Source organism: Flavobacterium sp., from assembly GCF_023151265.1.
Lineage (GTDB): Bacteria > Bacteroidota > Bacteroidia > Flavobacteriales > Flavobacteriaceae > Flavobacterium.
On record NZ_JAKLJH010000058.1, the window covers coordinates 1 to 14,087 of the forward strand.

At 33.8% G+C, this 14,087-nt stretch carries 12 protein-coding genes; all 12 read left to right on the forward strand.

Going from position 1 to position 14,087, the window contains the following annotated elements; genetic code table 11:
- Window positions 1–666 precede the first annotated feature (666 nt).
- Genes L6Q46_RS06975 through L6Q46_RS07030 form a run of 12 tightly spaced genes read left to right on the forward strand, consistent with a single transcriptional unit; the run spans window position 667 to window position 14,039 of the window.
- The gene (locus L6Q46_RS06975; RefSeq protein WP_229324100.1) at window positions 667–1,539 is read left to right on the forward strand and encodes a DUF3347 domain-containing protein; all 873 of its coding nucleotides are present in this window, start codon (window positions 667–669) and stop codon (window positions 1,537–1,539) included.
- Between the two features lie 5 nt (window positions 1,540–1,544).
- Window positions 1,545–2,015, forward strand: a complete 471-nt coding sequence (locus L6Q46_RS06980) for a TlpA disulfide reductase family protein (protein WP_064715039.1) — start codon at window positions 1,545–1,547, stop codon at window positions 2,013–2,015.
- A 1-nt stretch (window position 2,016) separates the two neighbouring features.
- Window positions 2,017–2,505: a heavy metal-associated domain-containing protein gene (locus L6Q46_RS06985; RefSeq protein WP_291283699.1), complete on the forward strand. Its 489-nt coding sequence runs from the start codon at window positions 2,017–2,019 to the stop codon at window positions 2,503–2,505.
- A complete protein-coding gene (locus L6Q46_RS06990) occupies window positions 2,505–3,317 on the forward strand; it encodes a hypothetical protein (protein WP_291283700.1) in 813 nt (270 codons plus the stop codon). Before L6Q46_RS06985 ends, L6Q46_RS06990 begins: the two co-directional genes overlap by 1 nt.
- A gap of 21 nt (window positions 3,318–3,338) precedes the next feature.
- Window positions 3,339–4,064 carry a DUF3347 domain-containing protein gene (locus L6Q46_RS06995; RefSeq protein WP_291283701.1) on the forward strand — a complete coding sequence of 242 codons (726 nt, stop codon included), beginning with the start codon at window positions 3,339–3,341 and terminating at the stop codon, window positions 4,062–4,064.
- Window position 4,065: 1 nt separating this feature from the next.
- Complete coding sequence (locus L6Q46_RS07000) at window positions 4,066–4,536, forward strand: heme-binding domain-containing protein (protein ID WP_291283702.1); 471 nt, start codon at window positions 4,066–4,068, stop codon at window positions 4,534–4,536.
- A gap of 5 nt (window positions 4,537–4,541) precedes the next feature.
- Entirely contained in the window at window positions 4,542–5,822 is a 1,281-nt protein-coding gene (locus L6Q46_RS07005) for an efflux RND transporter permease subunit (protein ID WP_291283703.1), read from the forward strand.
- Window positions 5,823–5,833: 11 nt separating this feature from the next.
- On the forward strand, window positions 5,834–7,771 hold the full coding sequence (locus L6Q46_RS07010) for an efflux RND transporter permease subunit (protein WP_291283704.1): 1,938 nt from the start codon (window positions 5,834–5,836) through the stop codon (window positions 7,769–7,771).
- A complete protein-coding gene (locus L6Q46_RS07015) occupies window positions 7,758–9,011 on the forward strand; it encodes a TolC family protein (RefSeq protein WP_291283705.1) in 1,254 nt (417 codons plus the stop codon). The genes L6Q46_RS07010 and L6Q46_RS07015 overlap by 14 nt, the downstream gene beginning before the upstream one ends.
- Window positions 9,012–9,013: 2 nt before the next feature.
- The gene (locus tag L6Q46_RS07020; protein ID WP_291283706.1) at window positions 9,014–10,261 is read left to right on the forward strand and encodes an efflux RND transporter periplasmic adaptor subunit; all 1,248 of its coding nucleotides are present in this window, start codon (window positions 9,014–9,016) and stop codon (window positions 10,259–10,261) included.
- Window positions 10,262–10,263: 2 nt separating this feature from the next.
- Complete coding sequence (locus L6Q46_RS07025; RefSeq protein ID WP_291283707.1) at window positions 10,264–11,481, forward strand: efflux RND transporter periplasmic adaptor subunit; 1,218 nt, start codon at window positions 10,264–10,266, stop codon at window positions 11,479–11,481.
- A gap of 20 nt (window positions 11,482–11,501) precedes the next feature.
- Window positions 11,502–14,039, forward strand: coding sequence for a heavy metal translocating P-type ATPase (locus L6Q46_RS07030; RefSeq protein ID WP_291283708.1), 2,538 nt, complete (start codon window positions 11,502–11,504; stop codon window positions 14,037–14,039).
- The last annotated feature ends 48 nt before the right edge of the window (window positions 14,040–14,087 follow it).

Sequence of the window (14,087 nt, forward strand, 5' to 3'; positions counted from 1 at the left end):
AAATAAATTCAAATCAGATTGTTTGACAAAGAGAAAATCTATTTAACAATATTTTTACTTAATATTAATTTATTTTAATTAGTTTTGTATTGTTTTATTAGTTTAATGAAAAAATACCACATCATACTCATAATGATTTTAGGCATGTTTATCTTGCCTAATAGTGCTATGGCTTGTGGTAAAGGTTCAGACAAGAGTTCTTGCAAAAAAGAAATTTCCTCTACTAAATCAGAAAAAAAGAGTTGTTGTGACAACGATAATTCGAAAGATAAAGATCACAAAGGTTGTAAAGGCAATTGCGGTCATTCTAAATGTGGATGTTCGTCAACCTGTCCAACCTCTTCAGTAAGCTTTTCATCTGAAATCCTTTTTAAAAATTACATGTTTAGCTATTCTTCAATCGAGAAAGTTAAATTTTCATACACAATACCATCAATCTCAGATGGTTTTTATTCTATTTGGCTCATTCCTAAAATAAGCTAAATCCATTTTTGACAGCCATAAGTGTGTCAAATTCATAGCATTTTGCTATTCAATCTAACAGTTAAGTATTGTTTTTTATACCATTATTGGTATTGTAATAACATGCTTTCGCAACTGTTATTTATCCAAATTTATTTTATCAACTAATCAAGGTAGTTTGCTTTGATTACAATTTTATTCAAAATGAAAAATTCATTAATGAAAATAATGATAGCAATTTCTGTATTGTTATCAACTACAGGTAATGCACAAATAAAAAATGCCAAAACAGAAAGTGTAAAAATTTATGGCAATTGTGGTATGTGCGAAACCAAAATCGAAAAAGCAGGAAACATCAAAAAAATAGCCAATGTCGATTGGAACCAAGAAACCCAAATGGCAACACTAACCTACGATGCTAAAAAAACCAATCAAGATGAAATACTCAAGAGAATTGCATTAGTTGGTTACGATAGTGATAAATTTCTTGCTCCAGATGATGTATATAACAATCTTCACGGATGTTGCCAATATGACCGTGTAGCAAAAGTTCCTGTAAAAGAAGAAACAACATCGATTGCTAGCAACGGAGACCATTCCAATCATAGTAATCATTCTGAAACAAGTACTACAGTAATTCAGGGTGAAAATCAATTAAAGGTTGTATTCGATAACTATTTTTTAGTAAAAGATGCATTAATCACTTCTAATGGGAATAGCACGGCATCAGCTTCAAAAGAATTGGTAACGGCCATCAATAATGTCAAAATGGACAAGCTTGATATGGATGTTCACATGGTGTGGATGAAAGTTGTAAATACGATACAGAAAGATGCAGAAAATATCGCTAATACAAAAGATGTAAAAATCCAACGCGATCATTTTACATCATTATCTAAAGAAATTTATACATTAATCAAGATTTCTAAATATGAAAATCCGGTGTACTATCAATTCTGTCCAATGTTCAATGACGGCAAAGGTGCTAATTGGTTAAGTAAAGAAAATGCTGTAAAAAATCCTTATTATGGTTCAATGATGTTGAACTGTGGTAAAACAGTAGAAACAATTAAATAAACAAAATGAAAAAAATTGTAATGCTACTTTTTTTAATTGGTATTTTCTCAACTACTAAAGCTCAAATAAAAATAGGAGAAGCTATACCATCAATTACATTAAAAAGTAATACCAGTAATGAGGTTAATATCACATCCTTTAAAGGCAAATATGTACTTATCGATTTTTGGGCATCTTGGTGTGCGCCGTGTAGATTAGGCAACAAGAAGTTAGTAAAACTTCACAATGAAGCTAATGCAAATAAAATTGAAATAATAGGAATATCAATCGATACAGACATAAGTAAGTGGCTTAAAGCTGTTGAAAAAGATAAAATCAAATTTACACAGTTAATAGATCCTGAAGGTTTTGATGCCAATACAGCAATAAAATTTGGTGTTGATGAATTACCATCAAAATACCTATTTAATCCCCAAGGTATTCTAATAGCAAAAAATCCCTCAGAAGAAGAAATAATTAAATTAATAAAAGAATAAAATGAAAACAATATATATTCTGATTACATCAATGGTTTTGATGTTTTCACTTAATAGTAATGCCCAAATAGTAAAAGCCGAAATTAGAGCCACTGGTTTAACCTGTTCTATGTGTTCAAATGCTATAAATAAACAGCTAAAAACAGTGCCCGAATTGGTTAACGTTGAAATCGATTTAAACTCCAATACCTTTACAGTAACGCTAAAAGAAGGAAACGAATTAAGCCCTAAAATATTTAAAGAAAAAGTAGAAAAAGCAGGTTTTTTTATCGGTTCATTAGTAGTTACCGCAAAATCAAATACCATCACTCAAAGTTCATACATAATGGTTAATGATAAAAAAAGTAATGCTTCTGAAATACAGTTTCAAGTGGTTGATAAAGGATATGTAACCGAGAAAGAATTTAAAAAATTATCTAAGTCCTATAAGAATATTGATACGTATGCTTCGAATAATGAAGATGATTTTCACATTAAAATGATAAACTAATGAGAAAGGTAATTTTATTTTTTGCAGCCATCAGTTGCCAAACTATTTTTAGTCAAGAATTATTTGTAGTAACAGATCCTGCAAGTAATGTTCCTGCTAATTCATTAGCCGTAAATGTGATGCAATCTGCTTTTAAAGAAAAATTTGAGCCAGGTTACAACTATCATTTAATGCCCGAGGTAACTTATGGTATAAATAAAAATTTAATGGTTCGTGGTTCCGCTTTTATCAGCACAAGAACTAATGCATTGTATGCAGAAGGTGGTGGTTTTATGGCTAAGTACAGGTTTTATTCTACAGATGATTTAAACAGTCACTTTCGCTTAGCAACTTATGGAAGATTTAGCTTCAATCGTGCTGATATTCATCAAGAGCAAATTGAAATAGTAGGACACAATACTGGTTTTGAAACAGGGATAATCGCAACAAAGTTGGTCAAAAAGGTAGCCATAAGTTCATCGCTTAGTTTTGAAAAAGCATTGGATAACAAACCAAACTATCCTTTTCCAGATAATATTGGTGATAATGCAACGAACTATACTTTGTCTTTTGGAAAATTGATGTACCCTAAAAAATACACGAGTTTCAAGCAAACCAACATCAATTTAATGGTTGAATTTGTAGGTCAAACCATCAACGAAAATGGTAAATCCTATTTAGACGTTGTGCCGGCGGTACAATTCATTTTTAACAGTCAGGCACGATTAGATCTTGCCTACCGTCAAGAGTTAATAAGTTCAATGATACGTTCTGCTCCAAATGGGTTTTACTTCAATTTGTATTATACTTTTTTCAATTTAAAAAAACAATAAAAATCTAAATAATAACATGTCATGAAAACACTTATTCTATCAGCTATTATAGCTATCACTTTAGTTTCTTGTAATCAAAAAAACAAAGAGACAGAAAACAAGACCACAGAAACTTCAACAAATTCAAATGAAATATATGCGTGTTCCATGCACCCAGAGATTACAGGAAAAAAAGGAGAAGAATGTTCCAAATGTGGTATGGAATTAACAGAACCAGTTGCTCAAAAAGAACACGACCACACTGATGGTACCCATGATCATACAGATGCTGCTACTTCTGAAGAAGGGGCTCAAGAAACAAATACCTATTCCACTCCTTTTTCAACTAGCGTAATTGTCGATAATTATTTAAAAATCAAGAAAGCGCTGACTAAAGATGATGCAAATGGCGCAGCTAAAGCAGGGAAAGCTTTGTATCAAACGTTCAATTCTATAAATGCAAACAGTTTAACTGCAAGTCAAAAAAAGGAATATTTAGACATTGCTGATGATGCAAAAGAGCACGCAGAACATATAGGTGACAACGCCGGGAAAATAGACCATCAAAGAGAACATTTTGTACTTTTAAGCAAAGATGTAAGTGATTTAATAGCAACTTTCGGAACAAATCAAAAACTTTATCTGGATTTTTGCCCTATGGCAGATAACAACAAAGGTGCTGTTTGGATAAGCGAAACCAAAGAAATTACAAACCCTTATTTTGGAAAAGATATGGCTACGTGCGGTTCTATAAAAAAAGAATTCTAGAATGAAAATAATCATCAAAAAAATACTTTTTATTGGGTTAATTATTTTTTTGTTGATACAGTTATATCAACCTGCTCGAAATATTAGTTTTGAGCAGGATATAACTGGCAATTTTACAAAAGTCTATAATGTTCCTAAAAATGTTGAAATCATTTTGCGAACTTCTTGTTATGATTGCCACAGTAACAACACCTATTATCCTTGGTATTCTTACATTCAACCCGCTCGTTTTTTTATGGAAAGACATATAAAAGAAGGTAAAGAGGAATTGAATTTTAATGAATTTGGAAATTATTCAAAACGCAGGCAAAACAGCAAATTGAAAGCTATAAGTAAAGAAATCGAATCAAACGAAATGCCTTTGAGTTCTTATACTTTAATTCATAAAAATGCAATCCTTACAGCCTCACAAAAAAAGAAAGTTTTGGATTGGATAAATAAAATAGAAGATAGTATTTCATCACAAAATTAAAAATAATGGTAGAAAAATTAATAACATTCTCACTACGAAATCGGGCAATTGTCTTGCTGGTTTCGGCTTGCTTATTTGCTTGGGGCATTTACAGCGTACAACAAAATCCCATAGATGCCATTCCTGATTTATCCGAAAACCAAGTAATTGTTTTTACAGAATGGATGGGAAGAAGCCCTCAGGTTATAGAAGCGCAGGTTACTTATCCATTGGTTTCTAACTTGCAAGGCATTCCAAAAGTCAAAAATATCCGGGGTGCTTCGATGTTTGGGATGAGCTTTGTCTACATCATTTTTGAAGATGATGTCGATATATATTGGGCAAGAACTCGGGTTCTAGAAAGATTAAATTATGCACAACGATTATTACCACAAAATGTAGTACCAACCTTGGGTCCTGATGGCACAGGTGTGGGTCACGTTTTTTGGTATCATTTAAATGCGAAAGGTATGGACTTGGGAGAACAAAGAGCCTTGCAAGATTGGTACGTGAAATTTGCCTTGCAAACCGTTCCAGGAGTTGCCGAAGTGGCTTCCTTTGGTGGATTTGAAAAGCAATATCAATTAGTATTGGATCCATTGAAAATGCAATACTACAACGTCAGTATGATGGAAGTAATGAATGCTGTCAAAACAAATAATAATGACGTTGGAGGAAGAAAATTTGAAATGAGCAATATGTCCTATATCGTTAGGGGCTTGGGCTACATCAAAAACATAAAAGATGTAGAAGACATTGCTATTAAAAACTATAATTCCGTTCCGGTAAAAGTTAAAGATATTGGTTCAATACAAATGGGTGGCGATTTGAGACTAGGTATTTTTGATGAAAATGGCAATGGTGAAGTTGTTGGCGGAATTGTGGTAATGCGTTATGGTGAAAATGCTGACAAAGTAATCACGGCAGTAAAAGAGAAAATGAAAGAAGTCGAAAAAGGATTGCCCGAAGGAGTTACTTTTAAAACGTCTTATGACCGAAGTGAATTAATAGAAAAAGCAATCGCATCTGTTAAAGGCACTTTAATAGAAGAAATGATTGTCGTTTCAATTGTTGTACTACTTTTTCTTTTTCATTGGCGAAGCGCTTTAATTATACTCATTCAATTACCAATATCTGTGGCTATTGGCTTTATTTTACTCGAAGCATTTGGTATTTCTTCAAACATTATGTCACTAACGGGGATTGCTCTGGCAATTGGTGTTGTCGTTGATGATGGTATCGTAATGGTAGAGAATGCATACAGGACAATTTCGGAGAAACAGGAAGAAATGGACAATAATCAGTAATTGGAAATAAGATGAAAAATAAAATTAAAAATATATTCAAAAAAGAAAACGATCCGTTGTCTTCTGAAGATAAGTTGAAGCTTATAGAAAGCTCTTCCAAATTAGTAGGCCCAGGTGTTTTCTACTCAACAATAATTGTAATTACATCCTTTTTGCCTGTATTTCTTCTCACGGGAATGGAAGGCAAGTTATTTAGTCCACTAGCTTGGACAAAATCGTTTATACTGATAGTTGATGCTTTTTTAGCCATTACACTTACACCTGTGTTAATTAGTTTCTTACTAAAAGGAAAACTTCGCCCAGAAGATAAGAACCCAATTAATAAAAAATTGGAAAGCATTTATACACCCATTTTGATTTTTTGTTTAAAATGGAGAAAAACAGTATTGGGCATCAACATTATTGCTTTGCTGATTGGCGTATTGATGTTTACTCGTTTGGGTTCAGAATTTATGCCTCCTTTAGATGAAGGATCTGTACTGTTTATGCCAGTAACCTTACCCGATGTATCCAACTCCGAAGTAAAGAGAATTCTTCAGGTTCAGGACAAATTGATCAAATCAATTCCCGAAGTGGCTCACGTGTTGGGAAAAGCAGGCAGGGCAAATACGGCAACTGATAACAGTCCAATAAGTATGGTTGAAACCATTATTTTGTTAAAACCTCAAGCAGAATGGCGAGAAGACAAAACCAAGAATGATATTATCACGGAAATAAACAACAAACTGCAAATCCCTGGTGTGACCAATGGCTTTACGCAACCTATTATCAACCGTATCAATATGCTTTCAACAGGAATCAGAACCGATGTGGGTATCAAGATTTACGGAGCAAGTTTAGATACTATAAACGTTTTGGCTCAAAAAATTAAAAAAACACTCGAAGGAACTTCTGGAGTTAAAGATTTGTATGCGGAACCCATAACAGGCGGAAAATATATTGATATTGAAGCAAAAAGAGACGTCATTGGTAGATATGGATTGACTATAGACGACATTAATAATGTGGTTGAAGCCTCTATTGGAGGTATGAAACTAACCACGACTATCGAGGGAAGACAGCGTTTTTCTGTAAATGCAAGATATGCTCAAGAATACCGTAACAGCATTGAAGCCTTAAAAAAACTACAAGTGCAAACAATGGATTTTGGTCCAATACCATTAGAAACTGTCGCTAATGTAAAAATAAGTGATGGCCCTCCAATGATAAATAGCGAAAATGCAATGCTTCGTGGCACTGTGTTGTTCAACGTTCGGGAACGTGATTTAGGAAGTACTGTAAAAGAGGCGCAGAAAAAACTCGATGCAATGATGACTAAAATGCCAAAAGGATATTATGTGGAATGGAGTGGTCAATGGGAAAATCAAATTCGAGCGAACAAAACATTAAGTTTAATCTTGCCAATTGTTGTCATCATCATATTTCTTGTTTTATATTTTACGTATCATTCAATGAAAGAGGCGTTAATCACGATGATCACAGTACCTTTTGCTCTAATTGGAGGCATTTTTATGGTTTATTTTTATGGAATTAATATATCCGTTGCTGTTGCCGTTGGCTTTATTGCACTGTTTGGAATGGCAATCGAAACGGCAATGTTAATGACCATCTATTTGAATGAAGCAATGAATAAAATGGTAGAAAAGTACGGAAACACGAAGGAAACCATAACCGAAGAAATATTGAAACAATATATTATTGATGGTTCAGCCAAAAGGTTAAGACCAAAATTGATGACTGTTTCAGTTTCATTATTTGGACTAATCCCCATTCTTTGGGCAACAGGAACAGGATCAGATATAATGCTTCCCATCACTGTCCCACTAATTGGAGGCACCATTACCTCCACGATTTATGTATTATTAGTAACACCGGTTGTTTTTGAGATGGTTAAACTTCGAGAATTAAGAACAAAAGGAAAAATAGATCTTATAGATGTTAAAGAATAAATTTTATATAGCCATAAGTTGTTTGATTTTGACCGCCACTAATTTGGCAGCACAAACACTTTCCTTGGATAATGTATTGAGTACAATCAAGACAAACAATCCTCAACTAAAAATGTACGATGCCGAAATTCAAAGTATGGATGCAGCGGCAAAGGGTGCTAGAAGTTGGATGGCTCCACAAGTAGAGACGGGCTTTTTTATGGCACCTTACAACGCCAAAATGTGGAAAGCAGATGGTGCATTTCCTGGAATGGGGAATTATATGTTGGGCGTTACACAAATGATACCGAATGCTTCCAAGTTAAAAGCAGATTTTAATCTAATGAGTGCGATGTCATCGGTCGAAAAGGAAAATAAAAACTATACGATTAATCAATTGAAGGCACTAGCAAAAACAAATTATTATCAATGGTTGGTTTTAAATAAAAAAATAAAAATAGCCGATGATAATTTGTTGCTTTTAGACTATATGATTAAAAGTATGGAAATACGGTACCAGTATAATATGGATAAATTGCCTACTTATTACAAAGCAAAATCGCAATACAGCGCATTAGAGAGTATGATTCTAATGTTGCAAAATGACATTTCCCAAAAGCGAATTATGCTAAACACCTTGATGGCAAGAGATAAAAACACCAAATTTGAAATTGATGAAACTTACGAAATAAAAGATTTTAATTTGGCCATATCAGATACAACTTCTCTTTCTAAAAACCGAAGCGATGTGAAAGCCATCGAAAAAACGATGGAAATAAATCAGCTCAAAATTGTAGCCGAAAAAACAAAGTTATTGCCCGAGTTTGGTATAAAATACGATCATATGTTTGCTTTTGGAGAACAACCCCAACAATTTTCCTTGATGGGAATGATTACCATTCCAATGCCTTGGTCAACTAAAATGAATAAAGCCAATATCGACAGTTTTCAAATTAAAAATGAAAGCTTGAACTGGCAAAAACAAATGATTTTGAATGAAGCTGCAGGAATGATTTCGGGAATGAATACAGAACTAACTTCCTTAAAAAAACAGTACGAAATCGCCCAAAAAAGTATCATACCTGCTTTACGAAAAAATTATGAAACCGCAATCTTGGCTTGGCAAAATAACACTGGTGATTTATTTGTCACTCTCGATGCTTGGGAAGCATTAAATATGGCTCAAATTGATGCCTTGGACAAATTACAAAGTATTTTGGTAGCACAAGTAGAAATTGAAAAACAATTAGAAACCAAATAATTATGAACAAGTATATAAAGTATGGTTTAGCTCTTGTTGTAATTTCCATTATCGGAATTGCAATCTATTTCTTTGCCAAAAAATCAGATAATCATTCGGAAATGGGACATCAAAACGAGGTTTACACTTGTTCAATGCACCCGGAAATCATTAGAGATAAACCCGGAAATTGTCCCATTTGCGGAATGACTTTGGTAAAAAAAGTAACAGAGAATAATTCCGTTGACGACAATTCAATCGACAATCTTATAAAACCTACCGACAATTTTATAGTAGGTAATTATCAAACAACAACGGCAATAGACACTGCTTTGAGCAGTGAAATAAATTTACCGGGAATTGTGGAGTATGATCCCAATTCATCGGTAAATATTGCAGCTCGAATGAGCGGTCGAATCGAAAAAATGTATGTCAATTATAAATATCAAAAAGTAAATAAAGGACAAAAACTATTTGATTTATACAGCCCAGAATTACTGACGGAACAACAAAACTTCATTTATATGATTACTAATGATGCTGAAAATCCTTCGATTATTAATGCCTCCAGACAAAAATTGTTGCTTTATGGAATGACGGAAAGTCAAATTAATTTTTTGGTTGCAACTAAAAAATCGAATCCTGTAATCTCAATCTTTAGTCCTGCTTCTGGTATTATTGACGGTACAGGAACGATGGATAATACAACAAATCCTGCGATGCAAAGTGCAAGTAACAACACTGCAACATTGGATGTGAAAGAAGGGAGTTATATAAAAAAAGGAGAAGTCATTTTTAAACTATTAAATACGGATAAAGTATGGGGAATATTCAATGTTATCCAAGGATATAATAGTCTAATAAAAGCCAATCAATCCATCAGAATTACTTCCGAACTTGACAAAAACGAATTTATGGATGCCAAAATAAATTTTGTCGAAACACAATTAAATGCAACTGATAAAACCAATAGAATTCGAGTTTATTTAAATAACAATAAATTAAAATTACCAATTGGGTTAAGATTGCAAGGAGTTGTGAAAACAAATCCAGTAAATGGAATTTGGATTCAAAAACAGTCAATGGTAAGCATTGGAAACAAGAAAATAGTTTTCTTAAAAATGGACAATGGCTTTAGGGCAACCTCCATAAAAACAGGAATTGAAATAGTTGATTTTATCCAAATTATGGAGGGTATTTCAGTAAAAGACACCATTGCCAAAAACGCACAATATTTAATTGACAGCGAAAGCTTTATTAAAACCGAATAATAATGAAGACAATAAAAAAAATAAGTGTACTATCAATACTATTTATGGTAATGGTGGCTTGTAATACTAAAGACAAAGAAGACCATAGCAAACACAATAAGAGTGCAGCAACAACATTTTACACTTGTTCTATGGATCCACAAGTTAAGGAAGACAAACCCGGAAAATGCCCCATTTGCCATATGGAGTTAACACCAATAAAACAAGATGATACAGAGGCTAATGAAATAAGTTTGAGTAAACAGCAAATACAACTGGGAAATATCACTACACAAACTATTTCAGAAACTCAAAGCAGTTTAGAGCAAAATTATACAGGAGTCTTGTCCATTAATCAAGAAAAAATAAAAACCATTTCTGCAAGAGCAATGGGACGAATTGAAAAGTTATATTTCAAAACCGTTGGCGATTATGTGGCTAAAAACCAAGCCGTATATCAATTGTATAGCGAAGATATTGCCATTGCCAAACAGGATTATTTCACGGCATACAAACAACTCGCAATGCCAGGGGATTTTGGAAAAAATGCCCGAAATATGCTCAATGTAGCAAAACAAAAACTGTTGTTCTTTGGTTTAACCAATGCCCAGATTGAAAGTATAAAAACCAGTAAGGAAGTTTCTCCTTATACCATTTTTTATAGCACTGCCAGTGGAACAATATCGGAAATAACTACCACAGAAGGCAGTTATGCAATGGAAGGTTCCCCCATCATTAAATTGGCGGATTTAAACAGTCTTTGGTTAGAAACACAGGTAAACGTAAACTATGCCAAGAATCTAAAAATAGGACAAAAAGCCCAAATTACATTTTCCGATTTTCCTGATAAAACCATAAATGCGCAAGTTTCTTTTATCAATCCTGAAATAAATCCAGATACTCGTCTGCTTTTAATTCGATTGGAAATATCAAATCCAAATTTGCAATTAAAACCCGGGATGCAGGCTATGGCAAAATTAACACAATCCAATCTAAAAGGATTGTATATTCCTGTAGATGCAGTGATCAGGGAGGAAAACGCTTCCTATATTTGGGTTGAAAAAAGACCGGGAGTATTTGAAAACGTAATGGTAGAAACTGGAATAGAAACCAATGGAATGATAGAAATCAAATCTGAAATAGATCCTGCCAAAAAAGTCGTTATTACAGGGGCTTATGCCATAAACAGCGAATATAAATTCCGAAAAGGAAGTGACCCAATGGAAGGGATGAAAATGTAATATTTAAAAACTAAAAAATTATGACACATACCTATACCATTACCGGAATGACTTGCAATGGCTGTCGTTCTAAAGTCGAAAAAACATTGAATGCTATTGATGGCGTTGAAGCAAAAGTTTCCTTAAACCCATCCATAGCTACTATAACAATGGAAAAACACATTCCAATAACACAGTTGCAAGAAGCATTATCTGCCGTTGGAAAATACACCATAGAAATAGCCAATGATAAAATGTTACAACAAGCAACCTCAAATGAAAATACTGTAAAATCTTGTTGCTCTACGCATTCCCACAGCGATAAAAAAGAAATCAAAATCGCTGTTAATGCTAATGGCAAATATTATTGTCCAATGCATTGTGAAGGCGAAAAAGTGTATGACAAAGCAGGCGACTGTCCTGTATGCGGAATGGATTTAGTCAAAGCTCCGGATTTAACTCTTAGCAAATCCCTATATACTTGTCCAATGCATCCAGAAGTAATTAGTGAAACACCAGGTTCTTGTCCTATTTGCGGAATGGATTTAGTGCCTATGAATCCAACTGACACAGAAGATCAAAAGACCTATAAAGATTTGGTCAAAAAAATGAAAATAGCGGTCGTATTTACAGTTCCCATTTTTGCAATCGCAATGATAGAAATGATGCCAAACAATCCGTTACTTAAAATAATGGATGCTACAAAATGGAATTGGGTACAATTACTGCTTTCGCTACCTGTTGTTTTTTATGCCTGTTGGATATTCTTTGTCCGAGCATGGAAATCTATCATTACTTGGAATTTAAATATGTTTACACTTATCGGAATTGGAACAGGAGTAGCTTTTTTATTTAGCTTAGTCGGAATGTTTTTTCCCGACATTTTTCCTAGCGAATTCAAAACCGAACACGGTACAGTATTACTCTATTTTGAAGCAACAACGGTTATTCTAACTTTAGTTTTGTTAGGACAACTATTAGAAGCCAGAGCACACAGTCAAACCAGCGGAGCAATCAAAGAATTATTAAAACTAGCCCCAACCGAGGCCACTTTGGTAATTGATGGAAACGATAAAGTAATTTCAATTCACGACATCAAAAAAGACGATTTATTGCGGGTAAAACCAGGGGACAAAATACCTGTTGATGGAAAAATAACTGATGGTGAAAGTAGTATTGATGAATCAATGATTACTGGAGAACCTATTCCAGTCGATAAAAAGAAAGATGACAATGTAATTGCAGGAACTATAAATGGCAATAAATCATTTGTAATGATTGCAGAAAAAGTGGGTTCAGAAACTTTGCTTTCACAAATCGTGCAAATGGTTAATGACGCTTCTCGTTCGAGAGCGCCAATTCAGAAATTAGCAGACAGTATTTCCAAATACTTCGTGCCCATTGTAGTCATCATTTCTGTTATAACCTTTTTCATTTGGGCAAAATTTGGTCCCGAACCGGCATTAGTATATGGTTTTATAAATGCCATCGCAGTATTAATCATCGCGTGTCCTTGTGCATTAGGATTGGCAACGCCTATGTCAGTAATGGTAGGTGTTGGTAAAGGCGCACAATCAGGGGTTTTGATAAAAAATGCAGAAGCTTTAGAAAACATGAATAAGGTTAATGTTTTAATTACAGATAAAACAGGAACAATAACCGAAGGAAAACCATCGGTCGAAAAAATTTATGCGACCAATAACAATGATAACGATTTATTGCAAAGCATAGCTTCATTAAACCAATATAGTGAGCATCCATTAGCACAAGCTGTAGTCAATTATGGCAAAACAAAATCCATTTCATTAATCGAAGTAAAAGATTTTGAAGCCATTGCCGGAAAAGGAGTTACAGGAACAGTAACCAATAAAAAAGTAGCATTAGGTAATAAAAAACTAATGGAACAAGTAAAAGCTAGTATTTCTGACGATATAGAAAACAAAATCATTACCGAACAAAAATTGGGAAAAACTGTTTCATATATTGCTGTAGATGGCGTTGCAATTGGTTTTGTATCAATCTTCGATGCTATTAAAGAATCAAGTTCAGCAGCCATTAAAGAGTTAATACGTCAAGGTGTAGAAGTAATTATGCTCACAGGAGATAACGAAAACACAGCCAAAGCAGTTGCAGATGAATTGGGGTTAGCGGCATATAAAGCAGGATGTTTACCCGAAGACAAATTAAACGAAATCAAAAAATTACAAGCAGAAGGCAAAATTGTGGCCATGGCTGGCGATGGTATCAACGATGCACCGGCATTAGCACAAGCCAATATCGGAATAGCTATGGGAACAGGAACAGATGTCGCCATTGAAAGTGCCAAAATAACTTTAGTCAAAGGCGATTTACAAGGCATTGTAAAAGCCAAGAACTTAAGCCATGCTGTTATGAAAAACATCAAGCAAAATTTATTTTTCGCCTTTTTCTATAACGTATTAGGTGTACCAATTGCAGCAGGAGTTTTATATCCAGTTTTTGGAATTTTATTATCTCCTATGATCGCCGCTTTAGCAATGTCATTTAGTTCTGTATCTGTAATTGTAAATGCATTGAGATTACGAAATTTAAAACTTTAAATAATAACAAAAACAACAAAATGAAATTAATTAATAATGTAGATAAAT

Coding starts and splice junctions, on each gene's coding strand:
- L6Q46_RS06975 (WP_229324100.1), top strand. CDS start 667: ATGAAAAATTCATTAATGAAAATAATGATAGCAATTTCTGTATTGTTA.
- L6Q46_RS06980 (WP_064715039.1), top strand. CDS start 1,545: ATGAAAAAAATTGTAATGCTACTTTTTTTAATTGGTATTTTCTCAACT.
- L6Q46_RS06985 (WP_291283699.1), top strand. CDS start 2,017: ATGAAAACAATATATATTCTGATTACATCAATGGTTTTGATGTTTTCA.
- L6Q46_RS06990 (WP_291283700.1), top strand. CDS start 2,505: ATGAGAAAGGTAATTTTATTTTTTGCAGCCATCAGTTGCCAAACTATT.
- L6Q46_RS06995 (WP_291283701.1), top strand. CDS start 3,339: ATGAAAACACTTATTCTATCAGCTATTATAGCTATCACTTTAGTTTCT.
- L6Q46_RS07000 (WP_291283702.1), top strand. CDS start 4,066: ATGAAAATAATCATCAAAAAAATACTTTTTATTGGGTTAATTATTTTT.
- L6Q46_RS07005 (WP_291283703.1), top strand. CDS start 4,542: ATGGTAGAAAAATTAATAACATTCTCACTACGAAATCGGGCAATTGTC.
- L6Q46_RS07010 (WP_291283704.1), top strand. CDS start 5,834: ATGAAAAATAAAATTAAAAATATATTCAAAAAAGAAAACGATCCGTTG.
- L6Q46_RS07015 (WP_291283705.1), top strand. CDS start 7,758: ATGTTAAAGAATAAATTTTATATAGCCATAAGTTGTTTGATTTTGACC.
- L6Q46_RS07020 (WP_291283706.1), top strand. CDS start 9,014: ATGAACAAGTATATAAAGTATGGTTTAGCTCTTGTTGTAATTTCCATT.
- L6Q46_RS07025 (WP_291283707.1), top strand. CDS start 10,264: ATGAAGACAATAAAAAAAATAAGTGTACTATCAATACTATTTATGGTA.
- L6Q46_RS07030 (WP_291283708.1), top strand. CDS start 11,502: ATGACACATACCTATACCATTACCGGAATGACTTGCAATGGCTGTCGT.